General features: G+C 59.6%; 13 protein-coding genes. 3 read left to right on the top strand and 10 right to left on the bottom strand.

Annotated features, from left to right (window positions below):
- Positions 1-16 precede the first annotated feature (16 nt).
- From NW816_RS05135 to NW816_RS05125, 3 genes are all read right to left on the bottom strand, one after another.
- Positions 17-838 carry a class I SAM-dependent methyltransferase gene (locus tag NW816_RS05135; RefSeq protein WP_414408458.1) on the bottom strand — a complete coding sequence of 274 codons (822 nt, stop codon included), beginning with the start codon at positions 836-838 and terminating at the stop codon, positions 17-19.
- A gap of 105 nt (positions 839-943) precedes the next feature.
- A complete protein-coding gene (ftsH, locus tag NW816_RS05130; RefSeq protein WP_414408457.1) occupies positions 944-2,854 on the bottom strand; it encodes an ATP-dependent zinc metalloprotease FtsH in 1,911 nt (636 codons plus the stop codon).
- A gap of 155 nt (positions 2,855-3,009) precedes the next feature.
- Positions 3,010-3,885: an SDR family NAD(P)-dependent oxidoreductase gene (locus tag NW816_RS05125; protein ID WP_414408456.1), complete on the bottom strand. Its 876-nt coding sequence runs from the start codon at positions 3,883-3,885 to the stop codon at positions 3,010-3,012.
- Between the two features lie 235 nt (positions 3,886-4,120).
- Between NW816_RS05125 and NW816_RS05120 the strand changes: the two genes are divergently transcribed.
- Complete coding sequence (locus tag NW816_RS05120; protein ID WP_414355549.1) at positions 4,121-4,708, top strand: hypothetical protein; 588 nt, start codon at positions 4,121-4,123, stop codon at positions 4,706-4,708.
- Positions 4,709-4,730: 22 nt separating this feature from the next.
- On the opposite strand, the gene NW816_RS05115 is transcribed toward NW816_RS05120, so the two are convergent.
- Complete coding sequence (locus NW816_RS05115) at positions 4,731-7,256, bottom strand: DNA gyrase/topoisomerase IV subunit A (RefSeq protein WP_414408455.1); 2,526 nt, start codon at positions 7,254-7,256, stop codon at positions 4,731-4,733.
- Between the two features lie 197 nt (positions 7,257-7,453).
- Between NW816_RS05115 and NW816_RS05110 the strand changes: the two genes are divergently transcribed.
- Positions 7,454-8,857, top strand: coding sequence for a phosphoglucomutase/phosphomannomutase family protein (locus NW816_RS05110; protein ID WP_414408454.1), 1,404 nt, complete (start codon positions 7,454-7,456; stop codon positions 8,855-8,857).
- Between the two features lie 194 nt (positions 8,858-9,051).
- On the opposite strand, the gene NW816_RS05105 is transcribed toward NW816_RS05110, so the two are convergent.
- Together NW816_RS05105 and NW816_RS05100 are read right to left on the bottom strand one after the other, a co-directional pair.
- The gene (locus tag NW816_RS05105) at positions 9,052-10,146 is read right to left on the bottom strand and encodes a hypothetical protein (RefSeq protein WP_414408453.1); all 1,095 of its coding nucleotides are present in this window, start codon (positions 10,144-10,146) and stop codon (positions 9,052-9,054) included.
- Between the two features lie 66 nt (positions 10,147-10,212).
- Positions 10,213-10,848, bottom strand: a complete 636-nt coding sequence (locus NW816_RS05100) for a hypothetical protein (protein WP_414408452.1) — start codon at positions 10,846-10,848, stop codon at positions 10,213-10,215.
- Between the two features lie 404 nt (positions 10,849-11,252).
- Here NW816_RS05100 and NW816_RS05095 point away from each other — a divergent pair, with 404 nt between their 5' ends.
- Entirely contained in the window at positions 11,253-12,587 is a 1,335-nt protein-coding gene (locus NW816_RS05095; protein ID WP_414408451.1) for a hypothetical protein, read from the top strand.
- 59 nt (positions 12,588-12,646) lie between these two features.
- Here NW816_RS05095 and NW816_RS05090 read toward each other — a convergent pair whose 3' ends face one another.
- From NW816_RS05090 to psaA, 4 genes are all read right to left on the bottom strand, one after another.
- Positions 12,647-14,203 carry a phytoene desaturase family protein gene (locus NW816_RS05090; RefSeq protein ID WP_414408450.1) on the bottom strand — a complete coding sequence of 519 codons (1,557 nt, stop codon included), beginning with the start codon at positions 14,201-14,203 and terminating at the stop codon, positions 12,647-12,649.
- Between the two features lie 81 nt (positions 14,204-14,284).
- Positions 14,285-14,866, bottom strand: a complete 582-nt coding sequence (locus NW816_RS05085) for a Uma2 family endonuclease (RefSeq protein WP_414408449.1) — start codon at positions 14,864-14,866, stop codon at positions 14,285-14,287.
- Between the two features lie 107 nt (positions 14,867-14,973).
- A complete protein-coding gene (psaB, locus tag NW816_RS05080; RefSeq protein ID WP_414408448.1) occupies positions 14,974-17,208 on the bottom strand; it encodes a photosystem I core protein PsaB in 2,235 nt (744 codons plus the stop codon).
- 21 nt (positions 17,209-17,229) lie between these two features.
- Positions 17,230-19,497 carry a photosystem I core protein PsaA gene (gene psaA / locus NW816_RS05075; RefSeq protein ID WP_414408447.1) on the bottom strand — a complete coding sequence of 756 codons (2,268 nt, stop codon included), beginning with the start codon at positions 19,495-19,497 and terminating at the stop codon, positions 17,230-17,232.
- Between the last annotated feature and the right edge of the window lie 38 nt (positions 19,498-19,535).

Raw genomic sequence — 19,535 nt, 5'->3', positions numbered from 1 at the left:
CTCAACCCAGCCCAGATCAGAGGCGCACTGCCCGCACAAAGGCCACCCAACCCAAGCTGAGATAACGCTCCAACTGCAGCCCCACCTGTTGAAGGTGCTCGCGCAACTGGGTTTCCGAGAAAAAATGAAGGCCGGTGGCTTCCAGCCATTGCTGCACCATCTGCCCCCATCCCTGTACCTGCTGGCTGTGCATCGAGACAAAGGCCCCTCCCGGTTTCAAGACGCGGGCAATTTCCCGCAAACAGGGATCCAAAGGCACTTCGTTCAAGGTCGCCCCACTGATCACCGCCCCAAAAGTTCCAGAGGCGAGGGGAAGCTGTTCGGCTCGGGCCCGCATCAGGCTGTAGTGCTGCCAGTGGGGCTGCGCTTGTTGAGCGGCTTCCGCCAATACCCCTGCTGCATTGTCCAGGCCGATCACCGTCCGTTGTGGATCCTTGGCCAGGAGCAAGCGGCTCCAGTACCCCCCGGCAGTGCCCAAATCCAAGATGGGATCCCCCTCCCCCACCAACTCGGCCAGCAGTTGACTCTCCCGCTCGCTCCCAAAGCTCTCTCCCGTCAGCAGCGACAGGGACCAGGGCCGCCAGAGGCGATCGTAGCCCCAGGCAAACCCAGGCAGATGGGCAATGGCTTGGGCCGGCGTGAGATGCAGGTCCGATGAGCTGCCGATAAAATCCACAGCCCCAGAAGCGGTGATGGGGTAAATTTGGCCACAACTGGGACAATAAACCCGATCCGCCGCGGATCCCTGCTCCCGCCCTGGTGCTTGGGTCAGCCCTTCCCGACCGCAGCTCAGGCAGCGATAGAGGTGAACCGGCAAAGCAGAGAGAGAAGAGCGCATGAGATAACCCGACGCAACAGAAAACCCGCTAAAAAAAGGGCAGTTGCCGGGATCCAGCCCCAACAACCCCCCCAGTTGTCTATCTGGCAATGGAGATGGGATCCCTTAGACCAGCTTTGGACTCCGTCCCGCTTCCGCAAGTGGACTGGGCAGGCCGACCTTCTCCGGGATGGGCACATACTCTGAGACAATCGCCCGGAATTCGTCGCCATCCAGGGTTTCCCGTTCCACCAAGGTATCGGCCAATCGATCCAGCAGAGGGCGGTGCTCCAGCAAAATCTGCTTGGCCTTCTGGTAGCAGCTCTCCAGGATCTGCCGCACCTGGCGGTCGATCTTGGCGGCCACATCCTCCGAGTACTCGACGCGGTTCATCCAGCCGCCGCCCAAGAATACCTCGTTGTTGGGGGGATCCAGCATCAAGGGCCCCAGCTCGGACATGCCAAAGCGGGTCACCATCTGCCGCACCAGATTCGTGTTCTGCTGCAGGTCGTTGCTGGCTCCGGTGGTCACTTCCGAGTAGCCGAAGACGATCTCTTCGGCCGCCCGACCGCCAAAGCCCACCACCACCCGATCCAGCAGCCAAGCGCGGCTGTACATGCCGGAGTCGATCTGCTCCTCGTTGGGCAGTTGCTGGGCAAAGCCACCCGCGCCGCCGGAACGGGGGATGATGGTCACCTTGTTCAAGGGATCCGCGTGGGGCAAAAGTGTCATCAGCAGGGCATGGCCGCACTCGTGGTAGGCGATCAGGCGCTTGCTCTTGCCGTCCAACAGCGGGGGCTTGGTCAGGCCGATGGTGATGCGGTCGATGGCGTCCTCAATGTCTTGGTTGGTGATGGCCATGCGCTGACGGCGGGCCGCCAAAATGGCCGCTTCATTGAGCAGGTTGGCCAGATCCGCGCCGGCAAAGCCGGGGGTACGGCGGGCAATCGCCTCCAGGCTGACCTCTTCCGCCAGCTTCTTGTTGCGGGCATGCACCCGCAAGATCTCGTAGCGCCCCTTGAAACTGGGCCGATCCACCGTAACCTGGCGGTCGAAGCGCCCCGGACGCAAGAGAGCGGCATCCAACACATCAGGGCGGTTGGTGGCGGCAATCACGATAATGCCGGTGTTGCCCTCAAAGCCGTCCATCTCCGTGAGCAACTGGTTCAGGGTTTGCTCGCGTTCGTCGTTGCCACCGCCGATGCCAGCCCCCCGCTGCCGGCCCACCGCGTCGATCTCGTCGATGAAGACGATGCAAGGCGCATTCTCCTTGGCCTTCTTGAAGAGATCCCGTACGCGAGAGGCACCCACCCCGACAAACATTTCCACAAACTCAGAGCCGGACAGGCTAAAGAAAGGCACTCCTGCCTCGCCGGCAATGGCCTTGGCCAGAAGGGTTTTGCCCGTCCCCGGCGGCCCCACCAACAACACGCCTTTGGGGATCTTGGCCCCAACAGCGGTGAAGCGCTCCGGCTTCTTCAAGAAGGTAACCACCTCTTGCAATTCTTCTTTGGCTTCTTCAATCCCGGCCACATCGTCGAACTTAACGCCGGTTTTGGCTTCCATCTGAAAGCGGGCCCGCGATTTGCCGAAGTTCATTGCCTGCCCAGGGCCGCCCGCTCCAGCACCGGCACGCCGCAGGAAAAAGAACAACCCTCCCAACAGCAACAGCGGGATCACCAGGTTGCCCAGAAGCGCCCAAAAGGCGCTGCCATTGCGGGTGGGTACCACTGCCACTTCGATCCCCTGCTCGGTGAGGCGGTCCACCAGTTGCGGTACGGTGTTGGGCAGCAGGTTCACTCGGTAGCGGGTGGAATGCTGGGTCTGGGGATCCACAGCCGTAACTTCAGCTACCAGATTGTTGTCCGTGAGGCGCACATCCGTAACCCGCCCCTCCTCGACGTAGCGCAAAAAGCGATCGTAGGTGAGGGCCGAGGCCAAGGCTGCATGGGCAGGTACCAGGCCGGATCCCTGCCAGAGACAGAAGCCCAGCATGAGGGCGATCAACCAGCGCTGGGGAGATAGAGGCTTGTTCATAGGGAAGAGGAACACCCGGTTATTAAAAGTCCTTTAACAAACTTAACCTGTCCATCCTGGAAGGCACAACCCTGCCCCCGCACCAAGGAGAACTCAATGGGCTTGAGATCTTGTAGGGATCCCTGCCCCATCCGATGCCCGCCACAAGCCTGCAGTTAGGCCGAGCCGGGGGATCCCAGACCATCCAGCCCATAGACGCGCCGCCACATGGAGTCAGCCAGAGCAGCGGGCATGAGCCGCATCAGCCCCAACGCCACCTTACCCCCCGTGAAAGCGGTGTAGCGGTCGGAAGGGTGAGGATCGGTCATCGCCCTCAGGATCGGCTCCACCACCTTCTCCACCGGCCAGGCCATTTTGCTGAACGAGCTGGCCAGATCGGCGGTCTTGTCCAAGATCGCCTTGTAGGGGCCGTTGGGGTTGACAACAGCGGCAAAGGTTTCTTCCGCCACGCGGCCAAACTCGGTGGCCACCGGCCCCGGCTCGATCAAGATAACCTTGATGCCGAAGGGGGCCACTTCCACCCGCAGGGCGTCGCTGAGGGCTTCGACAGCAAACTTGGTTGCGTTGTAAACGCCACTGAAGGGCATCGACATCTGGCCGGCCACCGAGCTGAGGTTGAGGATGCGGCCACTGCCCCGTTCCCGCATTTGGGGCAAGAGGGCACGGGTGAGAGCATGCAGGCCAAACACATTCACCTCAAACTGGCGCCGCATGGCCGCCACATCCACCTCTTCCACCGGCCCCATCTGGCCATAGCCGGCGTTGTTCACCAGGATATCCACCCGGCCAAAATGATCCAGAGCCTTTTGGGCCAGCGCCTCCACCTGGGCCGTATCGGCCATGTCGGTGGGCACCACCAGCGCCTCCGCTCCCCGACTCTCCACCAAGTCTTTGACGTTTCGCAGCAGCCCTTCCCGGCGGGCCGCCAGCACCAAGCGAGCCCCGCGTTTGGCCGCCTCCAGAGCGACTGCTTCCCCAATTCCAGCAGAGGCACCAGTAATCAGCACCACCTGATTTGCAAGTGAAGGCATGGTTTCTTTTATCCAAACTCTCCACCATCCTAGAAGAACGACCGGGATCCCTGGAGAGGGGCAGCCTCGCCTTCCGAACTTCTGGATTCGGCATCCGGTATTATGGCTATGATGGGGTGAGCCCAAAAAACAGCCGGGACAAAGCCCGATGGACAAGCTTCCTCTTGGGCTGAGGTCTTGCGGCGCTTTGACCAAAGTCTAAAGTGTAGAGAATGGGGTATAGGGTGCAGCGACTGTGAAGTACTTCTGCAGACGAATTGGCCGAGGTCGATCTCTGTCGCCGGAAGAGCGCTGGGCCGTTACCGAGGCCCGCTTGGCTCAATTGCTCAGGGCAGCGGAAGCCAACCTCAAGGCCAACTCTGAGCTGCGGCAGCAGCAGCAGGAGCAGCAAAAGCAACTGGAAGCCGAGCGCCGCCACAGCGAAGCCCTGAGAGACTCGACCGCCGATTTGCGCACCAGCGTAATGGAGCTGCGGGAAGGACAGGCTCTTTGGCAGAACCAGGTGGACGAGCTGCGCTCCTGTCTGCGGGAGTTGCTCAAGGAACAAAGTGAACTGGTGCAGATTGTTGCCCAGCAGCAGCACATCCTGAAGGATTGTCAGGAAGTCATCCGCGCCATGCTGGAGCAAATGCGAGATGACCACCGGGACTTCCGCTCTGCCATCAGCATCTTGCTGGAGGAGCTGCACCAAACCGTGCGCTGTTTGGTTCTCAAGGCAGGTGGAACCCTTCCCAAGCCCGTTCGCCATCCCGAAGCGCCGGAGACGGATCCCGGCTCCCCGCCGACCGATTCGGCCTCGCCTGGGGAAGGCTCTTCGTCCTAGGGATCTTCTGCTCCCCCAAGAGCTATCCCACATCGCCTTCCGGCAGCCACTGCGGCCAGAACAGGCGCAACTCCCTGACCCGCTCCCCTTTGATCAGGAGGGATCCGCCCCCGGAGCGGCTTTGCAGCGGGATCTCGGCAGGAGAGAAGGAGTACACCTGTTCAGACTCCGTGAGCACATCCAGTTGCAGATGGGGATGCTGCTCCAAATCGGGGGGGAGACCCACCAAGCCCACCAGCACATCCCCTCGGTCGGAGAAGTGAAAGGCCGGCACGCCCACTTGACCCCGCTCCAGGATGGGGATCTCGCTCAGGGGCAAGCGCTTCAGGTGGCCCAACCGGCTGGCCAGAACCAGGATCCCTTGCGGGGGCAGCAGCGCCATACCAACTATTCGCTCGGCGCGCCCCAAACGCAGGGCCGGCGATCCCATAGCCGCCCGACCCATCAGGGGAATCTGTTGGACATCCAGCCGCAGCACCCGTCCTCCTGAAGTCGCCAGGACGACGCTGTAGCCTTGGTGGCCGGGATCCCAAAGGGCTGCCCAGCCCAGCTCATCTCCCTCCTTTAGTTTGAGGACGGTGGATCCCCGTTGGGTAAGGCCCATCAACTCTGCCAGGGCCAGCCGCTTGATCCGCCCCTGCCGGCTGAGCACCACCAAACTTGCCTTGCCCGGATCCGGAGCCAACGTGAAGGTGGCAACCATCGGCTCGGGGTTGGGGAGAAGGGTAACCAGAGGCACCCCCCGTGAGGACCCAGTGCTGAGGGGGATCCCTGCGATGGGCAGGGTGAAAGCTCTGCCGCCGGCGGTGAGCACCAAGATTTCCTGCTCCAGCGTGACGCATTCCAGGCCGACCAGTACATCTTCCCCCAGTTCCCGTTGCGCCGGGTTGCTGCGGGAGCGACGGCTAGGCAGAGGCAGGCGGCGCACATAGCCCTTGCGGGTGAATTGCAGCAAGAAGTGGGTCTCTTCCGTCTCTTCGCCGCTGGGGATTTGGGCCACTTCCGCTTCCAGCTCCGAGGCCGAGAGGATCTGGGTGCGCCGGGGATCCCCGAAGGTCTTTTTCAGGTGTCGCAGCTCTTTTTTCAAATAATTCAAGAGCTTGCGGCGGTCGCTGAGTAGCCCCTGCAGTTCTTCGATGCGGGTCTGCAACTGGGCGTGTTCCTGGTGCAGCCGTTCCCGCTCCAATCCCGTCAGGCGACGCAGAGGCATGGCCAAAATCGTCTCTGCCTGCTGGGGGGTACAGCCCAGGCGAGTTTGCAATTGGGCTTTGGCCGTGGTGCCATCGGGCGCTTGCCGCAGCAGCTCGATCACCCCCTCCAGATCCGCCAACGCCAGCAACATTCCTGCCACCTCTTCCGCCTTGCGCTGCACCTGCTGCAACTCGGCACGGAACATCCGGTTGAGGGTGGCCTCGCGAAATTGCAAAAAGTGCTGCAGGATCTCTTTGAGGCTGAGCTGCCGCGGTTCCCCGTTCACCAAAGCCAGCAGGATGGCCCCGAAGTTGCTTTGCAAAGGGGTGAGCTTATACAACTGCTGCAAAACCGCCTGCGGGTTGGCCTCTCGCTTCAGCTCCACCACCACGCGAATGCCGCTGCGATCCGACTCATCCCTCAGATCGGCGATGCCGCTGATGCGGTCTTGGTTGGCCAACTCGGCCACTTTTTCGATCCAGGCGGCTTTGTTCACCTGGTAGGGAAACTCGCTGATGACTAGAGCAGGCCGCCGGTGGCGTCCTTTGCCCGGCTGGATCTCCTCAAATCGGGCTACCCCCCGCAGGGTGATGGAACCGCGCCCGGTGAGGTAGGCTTCGCGGATCCCTTGGCTGTCTAGGATTTGGCCGCCGGTGGGAAAATCCGGCCCTGGGATCCACCGCAACAGCTCCTCAGGGCTGAGGTCGGGATGGTCGATCAAAGCCAACAGGCCATCCACCACTTCCCCCAGGTTGTGGGGTGGGATATTGGTGGCCATGCCCACGGCAATGCCGGAAGAGCCGTTGAGCAGCAAAATGGGCAAGCGGGCCGGGAGAACGGTGGGCTCCGCCTGGGATCCGTCGAAATTGGGCATGAAATCGACGATCTCTTCCGATACCTGCTCCAGAAGCGCTGTGTGGCTCAGCTCCGCCAGCCGGCACTCCGTGTAGCGCATGGCCGCCGGTGGGTCATCATCCACAGAGCCGAAGTTGCCGTGTCCCGCCACCAGGGGATAGCGGCTGGAAAAGTCTTGTGCCATGCGCACCAGCGCGTCATAAACTGCCTGATCCCCGTGGGGGTGATATTTCCCCAGCACATCCCCCACCACCCGTGCGCATTTGCGGTAGGGGCGATCCGGCGTCAGGCCCAGCTCGTGCATGGCGTAGAGGATGCGGCGGTGTACCGGCTTGAGGCCATCCCGCACATCCGGCAAGGCCCGCCCCACGATCACGCTCATGGCGTATTCCAGGTAGGAGCGCTGCATCTCCCCCTGCAAATCGGTCACAATCACCCGACCCAGACGGGATCCCCCACCCGAGCCAAATCCCAGTCCGTCGAGAGTCAGTTGCTGAGTCATGGCACACAGGAGCGGAACGCTTTCCAGGTTACTCTAGCCGCTTCTGCGGCCCCTGCGAGAGGGATCCCATCTCATCCCATCTCACATCCCATCTCAATAGAGATAGAGAAGAAGCGAAGAAGTTGAGAGCAGACCGAACCCCGAAACTCCCGCCTCGTGCTATGACTTGAAGCGGCAGCACCCACCGCAACACCACTATGGCCGATACCCCGATCCGTTTTGGCACCGACGGCTGGCGAGCCGTGATCGCCGATGGCTTTACTTTCCAAAACTTGACCGTTGCAGCCCAGGCCAGCGCCCAAGTCTTGGCCCGCACCTACCCCGGCGAAGGGATCCTGGTCGGCTACGACAACCGCTTTCTTTCGGAACGCTTTGCCGCCCACGTTGCTGAGGTGGTGGCCCGCCTGGGGATCCCAGTTTACCTCTCCACCTGTGTGGCCCCAACGCCGGCCTTTAGCTGGGGTGCCAAGGAGCGGGGCTGCCACGGCGCTTTGGTGATCACCGCCAGCCACAACCCCCCCCACTATTCCGGCCTCAAGGTCAAGGGAGGATTTGGTGGCTCCGTGCCGTCGGAAGTTACCGCCGCCATCGAGCAGGAGCTGCAAAGCCTCCAGCCTCTTGGATCCCACAAGGCCCCCGTTCACGCCTGGGATCCCTGGCCCGGCTACCTGGCTCAGCTCAGCCGCTTTGTGGATCTGGAAAAGCTCAAGGAATCCCCGGCCAAGATTTGGGTGGATGTCATGTTTGGCTCTGGCGCTGGCGGCCTCAAGCGCCTCTTGGGGGAGAAGGTCATTGAGTTGCAGGCGCATCGGGATCCCTTGTTTGGGGGATTTCCCCCCGAGCCCTTGCCCCAAAACCTGCAGGCTTCTGCTCAGATCATCGCGGCGGATCCCGCCCCCTTGAAAATGGGTTTGGTCTTTGATGGGGATGCCGACCGCATTGCGGCTCTCGATGGGCAAGGCCATTTCCTCAGCCCGCAGATCCTGATCCCCATCTTGATCGACCACCTGGCCGGGCGACGCGGCTTGCGGGGCGAGATTGTCAAAACCATCAGCGGCTCCGAACTGTTTGTTAAAGTTGCACAGCACTATGGCCTACCGGTTACGGAAATGCCGGTGGGCTTTAAGTACATCGCCGAGCGCATGATGAGCACAGAGGTGCTCTTGGGTGGAGAGGAATCGGGCGGCATCGGCTACTTGGGCCACATTCCCGAGCGGGATGCCCTGCTTTCGGCCCTGTATCTCATCGAAGCGGTTACGGAAACCGGCCAAGATCTCAGCACCATCTACCGGGCTTTGCAGGAACGGGAAGGGTTCACCTCTGTTTACCTGCGCCGCGATCTCCACCTCGCCGATCAAAATCAACAAACCCAGCTCTTCCAGCGGCTGCAAAAGGATCCCCCGGCTGAGATTTTGGGGCAGAAGGTGATCAAACATTTCGACAAAGATGGCCACAAATTCACCCTCGCCGACGGCAGTTGGGTGATGATTCGCGGCAGCGGCACCGAGCCTCTGCTGAGGTTGTACTCAGAAGCGAAAGACCTAGAAGCAGTGAACGCCCTCCTGGATTGGGCAGCCGGCTTGAACAGCACAACAGCTTAATATCCCAGATAATCTTTTGCGCAAAGCTGGATCCCTTTGACTCTTGAGTGCAGAGACTGAGAGGCTGCCAAACTGCGGCAGCCTACAGGGTTGGCCTCTCCCCCCAAGCTCTGCTGAGCAGCATAGGAATGCTCACAGCTTGACCCATCTGCCTCACTTTTACTTGGGTCAAGGGTAAGAACTCTACTTAAAAGTTACGGTGTAAAAGTTACAGTAGCTGAACCAGAAATCGCTGGCGGCGCGCCATTGCTCAAGAGAGTAACTGGTGGGTTGGTGTAGGTCACTGGTAGTGGTGGTGGTGGAGGCAGGGGCGGAGCTTGCTCGACCGATACAGAAACTACGCAGGAGGCGCCTGCGGCTAGGCTTCCGCCCGTGAGAGAAATCGCGGTCCCACCGTTAGGTGCCATAAGCATACCACCGCAGGTGTTTGAGGTAACTGCTGGATTCGTAATTCGTAACCCTGAAGCCGGAGTGCTGGGCAAAATGTCGATGAAACTGAGGCCGGTTATGGGAACAGTTGCAGTGTTCGTAATTGTGAAGACAACAGTTACGACGTTGCCGTTTGGGGTCAAGCTAGGACTAAACTGCTTAGTGAACGTTGGAGCAGTAACCGGGTTCACTGACAGATTAACAGGTGCGCTTTGAACAGCAGGAGCTTGAGCGCTGGTGAGAGTTACTGGCGGATTTGTATAGGTACCCGGAGCCGAAGCAACAACCTGAACAGTAACTGTACAAGTTGCATTGGCAGCCAGTTTTCCATTGCTTAGAGTGATTAGGGCCCCGCCTGGAGGCGCATTAGGTGTGCCGTCACAGGTATTGGTGAGGTTGGGCGGATTGGCAACAAGCAACCCTGTAGGCAGGTTGTCTGCAAAGTTGAGGCCAGTCAGTTCGATGCCAGAGTTGTTGGTGATTGAAAAACTTAAAGTAACAGGAACACCTGCTGAAGTTGTGGAAGGACTGAAGCTCTTAGTAAACGTCGGGGCAGCCAAGGGGCCTGGAGGCAGGCCAACGATGCTGGGAGAGGGATTGGGAGTGGGCAGGGGCGGGATCGTCGGCGCCGACACAGGAGGGGGCACAAGAGGGCTGGGTTGACCTGGGGGAACAGATCCAATCGGAGGAGTGGATGGCAGCCCTACCCCCGTTCCTCCGGGTTCTGTGTTTGGGTTTTGCACGCCGATAATCGGCCCTGGCAGCGAGCTGATTGGATTCCCCTCTTTAGTTTGTTGACAAGCTGTTAGCAAGCCCAAGCACAAGCAAGCCAAAACCCCAGCTACTTTTCCCGTTTTCATTCCCTCATCCTCCTGCCATTCAACTCTCTCGTGGCACAAACCCAAACAGCCTTACTCAGCTCCAGCTTAGGTGGCTTGGGCGCTCGCTTCCAGCCTCAGAGCTTGACCAAATGAATCTCGAATGACCACGATTACCAAAACCGTTTCTCCCGCAGCAACGTTGGTGTTGTAGGCGGCTAGATCCGCCGGGAAGGTGAAGCCGTTGGTAAGCGTGATCCCGTTGATTCGGTCGTCGTAGCTATTGCCTCTGCCTATCAGCGTATTTCTAAACTGCTCAATTGCCGTCGGCAAAAAGATGCTGGTAATATCCGTGCCGCGACTGATGTTAAAAAACTGAACCTCTACGCTCCTGATCACTCCTGGAGCACGCAAGCCTGTCAGAGTGATGGTTACGAAAGCGGATCTCACTGGGCCGATCTGAAAAGGGTTTGCCAAGCTAGGCGGATCCGGAAGGTCGGGTTGAACCGGCGGTGGGGTGATGGGGGCAAAGTCCGGCCCTGGGCGAAAGGTGATGGGCGTGAGATTGGGGGCAATCGTGGGGGCAACGGCCACAGGAGGAGGCGTGGCACCGCTAGAAGCCAGTAGAGGCGGCACCCCGCTAGTGGTCTCGCTACTGCAGCCGGTAATCAGCGCAACCGAAGCACAGGTTGCCCAAAGAGAGAGGCCGCCACGGCCAAGGGCTGAGCCAAAACGTCGTCTCATCGAAAAATCTCCACTCACTCACACCACAGCAAACGTCTTAGGCAGCGTCCAGCGGGGATCCACCGAGCTTGCTCAAGTCTTATGCATCTGCACAATTTCAAGGGGGATGCCTGCTGTTAGTTCTACTGCATCCTAGAGCGTTGTCAAGCGAGCGGCAGAGCAAATGCAAGAAATTGTTCTGGAAATGGCCCATCCCCTAGATATGGGGTATCATAGCCTCGAGCAGGGGCGGCCAGCTTACCTGTAGCGTTAGGGGTTGGGTGCCTTCTCCCCATTTTGTGTGGATTTGCCCAGATTTAAGGTGTGTGAGGAAGTGCCGTATGAACTTCAAAAGTCGCTCCTTGGCGGTTTTGTGTGGAGTCTTGCTGCTAGGCGGCTGCGGAGAAGTTAATGAGTCTCCGACCTTGCCTGGACCCGTCCAGGTAGATCCGGCTGCCTTTGTCTCGGCCCAAGAGTATCGCTTTACCCCCGGCTCGGTGCTGGAGACCACCAGCCTCCGCTTGGACTATGTCAATCCGAGGTTTGACAACGGGATCCCTGTGCGCACCAACCCCCTCCAAGGCAGCGGTGAAGCTCGCATCGCCAATGTTGAAGCCCGCATCTTGCCTGTGAACGAGATCCCAGCCAGTGACTTGACGATTGACTCCACCCTTCGCTCCAGCACCCTGGCCATCCAAATTGGGCGAACCACACCGCTGGTGAATCTCATTGCCTTCGGCCCTAATGACGGCAGGCTATCTACGCAATTTAATATCGCCGGGCTGGTTGCAGTTTCAAGCCTCCCCAACGACCAGCGCATTCGGGTGAATACCACCTTCAGGGCTATCCGAAATGACGGCACTGTTTTAACGCTCACCGTGCGCCGCATTTTGGTGAGTAGAAATGGTAATCAAGTCGTCCTGGAGGGAGATTCTTCCCTGATTGTCCCCACTGTGGGTGTATTGTTTGAAAACGGTGGCCCTGGCCCCGGTGGTGAGATTTTGGCGCCTGGCTCCTTTGTCAACCCTCCTCCACCCCAAGGTCCTGTAGTCGCTATTCTCCAAACAGGCAGTTTCTCCGCGAGCTTTGTGGTGCGGCAGCGGGGGGTTGCGGGCGATGGCACTCCTGAGGATGCCTTGGCTCTCTTTGCCCGCCTGAACTTCCGGCCCAACCAGGCGGAGATTGTCTATCGTCCCGCCCAGGTGGGTACCCAGTCAGTGCTGTTTGCTCCAGATCCGACTCGACCCAACATCTTGCCCAATCAGTTGGTTCGCATCCGCCGCTTACTGAACGGTCGTGTTCAAGCGGAGTTTGATCCGGCCAACACCAGCACAGTTCTCAACTTTGTGCAGGTCAGCCCGCCGCCACGACCTTTCCCCACACCGATACCGCAATTGCCGGTTCCTGATCGTCCGGGTGCCCCAACAGCCTTTGATTACTTTTTCTCATTACGAACTGAAAGGGAAGAAGGCGAGAATACTCCAGTTGTTTTGCAGGGCATCGTGCCTGCAACGGGGGATTTCGTCTTCCGCACCCTGGCTGGAGCACAATTAGCGGGGCCGTTTAACCGGCTTGATATTGGTGGGGGAACACAAAGAGGAAATCTGAACCTTGTCTTCGATTCAACGACCTCTGCCGAGCGCATTTCCGGCCAGTGGTTTTTGGAACAGCAATTCCCTACTAACACTCTTACTCCAGACCCAACTGGAACTATCTTAATCATCCGTGGGTTCTTTGAGGGAACTGAGGTGCGGCTGTAACCCAGGCAACCCGTTTGATCCCAGAGCAGGGATCCGCTCTGGCTTGGCCTTTTCGTCGGTCAGAGCTTGGGTAGATCGCTGAGCACCACCTGTGCGCAGTTGTGGCCAGGGATCCCGGTCACTCCGCCTCCTGGGTGCGCCCCTGAGCCGCAGAGGTAAAGGCCGGGAATGGGGGATCGATAGTCGGCCAGGCCGGAGATGGGCCGCAGGTTGTAGCTTTGATCCGGCGTCATTTCCCCGTGAAAAATGCTGCCCCCCACAAGGCCGAAGCGGGCCTCCAGATCCACGGGCGACAACATCTGCCGTGCGATCACGGCGTTTTTAATGTTGGGGGCAAATTGGGCAATTTTGTCGATTACCCGATCGGCAAATTCTTCCCGCAGGCCATCGTTCCAGTCTCGCCCTTTGGGTTGGTAAGGCACAAACTGGCAGAAGCAGGAGAGAATGTGCTTGCCTGGGGGAGCCATCGTCGGGTCGGTGGGGGATTGGCTGTAGATCTCGATAAACGGATCCCGGGAAGGGATCCCGTATTTGCAATCATCCCAAGCCCGCTCCAGATAGGCCACCGAGGGGGCAATATCCACTGTGGCAGAGCTGACAACTTCTGGGGGCACTTCAGCAGGGGCCGCCGTGTAGCGGGGCAGTTCCTCCAGGGCCAAGTTGAGCTTGTACACCGGGCCTGAGGTGCGGTAGTGCCGTTCTAGCCGGTCACGCAAGTCTGGGGGCAAAGAGGAGCAGAGTCGCAAAAAGGTGATTTGGGGATGGGCATTGGAGAGAACCGCCCGCGCCCGCACGGTTTCCCCCGATTCGAGGACGACTCCAGCGGCCTGCCCACTCTCCATCAAGATCTCCGCCACTGGAGCAGACGTGCGGATCTCCACCCCTAAGTCCAGAGCTGCCTTGGCCATCGCTTGGGTAATGGATCCCATCCCACCGCGCACATAGCCCCAGACCCCACGCGAGCCAATAGCCCGACCTACCGCATGGACCAGCCAGATGTAGGGCGTACCTGGAGTCATCGGCCCGGCTGAGGTGCCAATCAAAGATTGGGGAGCCATCGCCGCCTTGACCTGCTCCGACTCGAAGAACTCATCCAAAAGATCGGTGGTCGAGAGGAGCATGATGCGGCGGAAATCGTCTTCATAGCCAGCAGCTGCAAAGCGATCCGCCAGTTGCCCCAGTGAAATCGGCGGCTGCATTAAGGTTGGCTCCACCACCTCGTTCACCCGATCCCAAAACTCCTCCCAGCGGTCGTAGGCTTCCGCATCTTTGCGAGAAAACTTGGCAATTTCCGCCTTGCTCTTGGCACGGTTATCGGCATACAGAAAGAGGTGCTGCCCATCCGGGAAAGGCATGAAGTAGGAAGGTTGCTTGGCGTAGACCTCAAAGCCATAGTCCGGCAGGCGCAGATCGCGGATGATCTCCGGGCGCAGCAAACTACAGGAGTAGGAAGCCACCGACACGCGAAAGCCCGGGTGAATTTCTTCTGTAATGGCAGCACCACCAACGGTGTGATAGCGCTCCAGCACCAGCACTTTTTGCCCGGCCTTGGCCAAATAGCAAGCGCTCACCAGCCCGTTATGCCCGGCCCCAATCACCACCGCGTCGTAGCTCATCAACAATCCTTCTGCAAACGCTTCTCCACCCACAATACTCCTGCCAGCCAAGACTCGATCTGCCGGCAAGGGATCCCTGCCTTAACCGATGGAAAAAACCCGATCCAGACTCAACTCTCCAGCCAGGATCCCTGGGATCCCAACTTTTTCCTCGGGGGTGTAAGCCTCTCTTTTCTGGTAAACTCCCGACTCTATTGGCAAGCTGTACGTCTCTAGGCAGTTCTCTTGCAAGTTCAAGATCCAGTAGTTGGGGATCCCGGCTTTGGCGTAGAGTCCGAGTTTGACTTCCCGATCATAGGTAAGGGAAGAATCAGCCACTTCGATGATGAGATAGATGTCTTCGGGCTGAGGATGCCGAGAGCGGTACTCATCCTGCTGAAAGCGCACAATGGCAAAGTCGGGCTCCGGCTCGTGATTGGGGGGCAGTTGCACCGGATCCTGGGTGCGCACAATAGCTTGCTCCTGCACAAGGCCCACCAACAGTCGGTACAGGCGGCTACAGTAGGCGGCGTGCCTCTCCCCTTTCGTCATCTTTTGAACCAGGAGCCCGTCAATCAGCTCCAACTGATTGGGCTCTTCAATCTGTCCAGACTCAATCAGTCGATGAAACTCCTCAAAGGTATATCGCCTGATATAGGGATCCAATCGGGCGGCTAGAGTCATCGACCAAACTCATCAGACCCTAAACTTCATATCACCACTCTACCAACCCACAAAAAAGGGATCCCTGGACCAGCCAAGGGATCCCTATTCAGCAGGTTATGGGCTTGCTACCCCGACTGAGAGGCTGTCGAGGCGATAACAAAGGCCGCGTAGGTCAACACGTAACCCACCGTGAAGTGGGCCAGACCCACCAGACGACCTTGGACAATCGACATGGCCACCGGCTTATCCTTCCAGCGGATCAGCTTGGCCAAGGGAGTGCGCTCGTGCGCCCACACCAAGGTCTCGATCAGCTCTTGCCAGTAGCCGCGCCAGGAGATCAAGAACATAAACCCGGTCGCCCACACCAGGTGGCCGAACAGGAACATCCAGGCCCACACCGCCAGATTATTCATCCCATAGGGGTTGTAGCCGTTGATCAACTGAGCAGAGTTGGCCCAGAGGTAGTCCCGCAGCCAGCCCATCAGGTAGGTGGAGTTCTCATTGAACTGGGCGGTGTTGCCGCTCCAGATCCCCAGGTGCTTCCAGTGCCAGTAGAAGGTGACCCAGCCGATGGTGTTCAGCATCCAGAACATGGCCAGGTAGAAGGCATCCCAGGCGGAGATGTCGCAGGTGCCGCCCCGACCCGGGCCATCGCAGGGGAAGCTGTAGCCGAAGTCTTTCTTATCCGGCATCAGCTTGGAGCCGCGGGCGTCCAACGCCCCCTTGACCAGGATCAAGGTGGTGGTGTGCAGGCCCAGGGCAATGGCATGGTGCACCAGGAAGTCGCCAGGGCCAATGGGCAGGAAGAGGAACCCATTGGGGTCGTTGATGGCTTGCAGCCAGCCCGGCAGCCACACGTTGCCGTAGTTGGGCCATGCCGTAGAGGCGATGCTGTTGGGATCCGACAGCAGCACGTTCATGCCGTAGAGCATCTTGCCGTGGGAGGCCTGGATGAACTGGGCAAACAACGGCTCGATCAGAATCTGCTTCTCCGGCGTGCCGAAGGCCTGCATCACATCGTTATGGACGTACAGCCCCAAGGTGTGGAAGCCCAAGAAGAGCGACACCCAGCTCAGGTGGGAGATGATCGCCTCTTTGTGATCCAGCACCCGAGCCAGCACGTTGTCCTTGTTGGCTTCGGGATTGTAATCCCGCACCAGGAAAATGGCTCCATGGGCAAAGGCCCCCACCATCAAGAACCCAGCAATGTACTGGTGATGGGTGTAGAGAGCCGCCTCCGTGGTGTGATCCATGGACATGAACACGTAGGGGTTGAGGGAGTACATGTGCTGCGCCACCAGCGAGGTCACCACTCCCAAGCAGGCCAGGTGCCAGCCCAACTGGAAGTGTAGAGACTCGTTGTAGGTGTCGTAGATGCCCTCATGTCCACGGCCCAACAAGCCCCCGAACGGCGTGCCCTTGGGTGGGTTGTGAGCCGCCATGATCTCCCGCATAGAGTGGCCAATGCCCCAGTTGGTGCGGTACATGTGGCCAGCCACGATGAAGATCACCGCGATGGCCAGGTGGTGGTGGGCCATGTCCGTCAGCCACAGAGACTGCGTGTTGGGGTTAAAGCCACCCAAGAAGGTGAGGATGGCCGTGCCCGCCCCTTCTGCGGTGCCCCAGACGTGGTTGGCCGTGTCCGGGTTCTGGGCATACACCCCCCAGTTGAGGGTGAAGAAGGGCTTCAGGCCCGCCGGGTGGGGCAGCGTGGTGAGGAAGTTGTCCCAACCCACGTGCTGCCCGCGGGACTCGGGGATGGCGACATGCACCAGGTGGCCAGTCCAAGCCAGGGAGCTGACGCCGAACAGGCCAGCCAGGTGGTGGTTGAGACGGGCTTCAGCGTTCTTGAACCAGCTCAGGCTGGGGCGAAAACGGGGCTGTAGGTGCAGCCAGCCGGCAAACAGAAACACCGCCGCCAACAACAACAGGCCGATGGCACCGGCGTAGAGATCGCCGTTGGTGCGCAGGCCGATGGTGTTGAACCAGTAGTACAGGCCAGAGTAGGCCGCATTGACGGGGCCGCCGCCACCGGGCTGGGTGAAGGCTTCCACCGCTGCCTTGCCGAACTGGGGATCCCAGATGGCGTGGGCGATGGGCGTCACACCGGTGGGGTTGGCCACCCATTGCTCGTAGTTGCCCTGCCAGGCGATGTGGAAGACGTTGCCAGAGGCCCACAGGAAGATGATGGCCAGATGGCCAAAGTGGGTGGCGAACAGCTTTTGGTAAAGCCGCTCCTCCGTCATGCCATCGTGGGTCTCGAAGTCGTGGGCAGTGGCAATGCCATACCACAGACGTCGAGTGGTGGGATCGCTGGCCAGGTCTTGGCTGAATTGGGGAAAACGAGTTGCAGTTGTCATGATTCTCTCTTCCTCCTTGCCTTAGCCGAGTGCGCCGAACCGTGCCAGGAAGAACGCCCACGTGGTGACGATTCCGCCCAGCAGGTAGTGGGCCACACCGACCGCCCGACCCTGAATGATGCTCAGGGCGCGGGGTTGAATGGCCGGAGCGACTTTCAGCTTGTTGTGGGCCCAAACGATTGACTCAATGAGCTCCTGCCAATAGCCGCGACCGCTGAACAGGAACATTAAGCTGAAGGCCCAGACGAAGTGAGCGCCCAAGAAGAGCAGCCCATAGGCCGACAGCGCCGAGCCGTAGGAGTTGATCACCTGCACCGATTGCGCCCACAGGAAGTCCCGCAACCAGCCGTTGATGTTAATGGCGCTGGTGGCAAAGTTGCCGCCGGTGATGTGCTCAATCGTGCCATCGGCGTTGACGGTGCCCCAGATGTCGCTCTGCATCTTCCAGCTGAAGTGGAAGATCACGATGGAGATGCAGTTGTACATCCAGAACAGCCCCAGGAACACGTGATCCCAGCCGGAGACCTGGCAGGTGCCGCCGCGGCCCGGGCCATCGCAGGGGAAGCGGAAGCCCAATTTGCCTTTGTCCGGGATCAACCGGGAAGAGCGGGCAAACAACACCCCCTTGAGCAGGATCAGCACCGTAATGTGGATGGTCATGGCGTGGATGTGGTGCACCATGAAGTCCGCCGTGCCCAGCACCATGGGCATCATGGAGACCTTGCCGCCCACGGCCACCACGTCGCCGCCGAAGATGGGGCTAACCGACGCGCCCACATAGGGAGCTGTGCTGGCAATGGCCGAAGTGTGCAGCGACTGGATCCACTGGGCAAAGATGGGCTGCAGTTGGATGCCGGTGTCCGAGAACATGTCCTGCGGACGGCCCAGGGCTTGCATCGTGTCGTTGTGGACGTAGAAGCCAAAGGCGTGGAAGCCCAAGAACAGACACACCCAGTTGAGGTGGCTGATGATGGCGTCGCGGTGGCGCAATACCCGATCCAACACGTTGTTGCGGTTCACCGCCGGGTCGTAGTCCCGCACCATGTAAATGGCCCCGTGGGCAGCACCCCCCACCACGAAGAAGCCGCCTATCCACATGTGGTGGGTAAACAGGGAGATCTGGGTGGCGTAGTCGATGCCCATGTAGGGGTAGGGGTTCATGGCGTACATGTGCTGGGCCACGATGATGCTCAGGGATCCCACCATGGCCAAGTTGATGGCCAGTTGGGCATGCCAGGAGGTGGTGAGCACTTCGTACAGACCTTTGTGGCCTTCGCCGGTGAAGGGGCCTTTGTGGGCTTCCAGGATCTCTTTAATGGAGTGGCCAATGCCCCAGTTGGTGCGGTACATGTGGCCGGCCACGATGAAGAGCACGGCAATGGCCAAGTGGTGGTGGGCTTGGTCGGTCAGCCAGAGGGCACCGTTCTGCGGATCCAGGCCACCCTTGAAGGTGAGAAACTCCGCGTACTTGCCCCAATCCAAGGTAAAGAAGGGCACCACCCCGCTGAAGATGCCCCAATCCACGCTGGGGAACATCTCCTTCATCAAGGCGGGGTTGAGGATGAACTCGTGGGGCAAGGGCACCTGATCCGCCGGCACGCCCGCATCCAACATCTTGTTGATGGGAATGGACACGTGGATTTGGTGACCGGCCCAGGCCAAAGAACCCAGCCCCAGCAGGCCCGCCAGGTGGTGGTTGAGCATCGATTCCACATTTTGGAACCACTCCAGCTTGGGAGCCCGCTTGTGGTAGTGGAACCAGCCGGCGAACAGGCACAACCCGGCCATCACCAAGCCACCGATGGCGGTGCAGAGGAGTTGAAACTCATTGGTGATGCCGGCAGCTCGCCAGAGGTGAAATAGACCAGAAGTAATGCGGATCCCTTCGAAGCCGCCGCCCACATCCCCATTCAGGATCTCTTGGCCGAAGATGGGCCAGACCACTTGGGCGCTGGGCTTGACGTTGATCGGATCCGCCAGCCAAGCAGAATAGTTGGAGAACTGAGCTCCGTGGTAGTACATGCCGCTCAGCCAGACGAAAACCACTGCCAAGTGGCCGAAGTGAGCGGAAAAGATCTTACGAGAGACGTCTTCTAAGTCGCTGGTGTGACTGTCGAAGTCATGAGCAAGAGCATGGAGGTTCCAGATCCAGGTCGTGGTCTTGGGGCCACGGGATAGGCTGCGATCGAAGTGGCCCGGCTTAGCCCATTTCTCAAATGAGGTGGGAACCGGATCCACATCAACCGACACCTTGACCTTCGGCTCTCGCTCCTTTGGCGTAGTTGTCATCAAGAACTCCTCTCTTGCGACAAGGAACGAAGCATCCC

Source organism: Synechococcus sp. W55.1, assembly GCF_047461655.1.
Classification (GTDB): Bacteria; Cyanobacteriota; Cyanobacteriia; order Thermostichales; family Thermostichaceae; genus Thermostichus.
The sequence above is the reverse complement of the archived record's forward strand: the minus strand, read 5'-3'. Positions and strand labels throughout refer to the sequence as shown.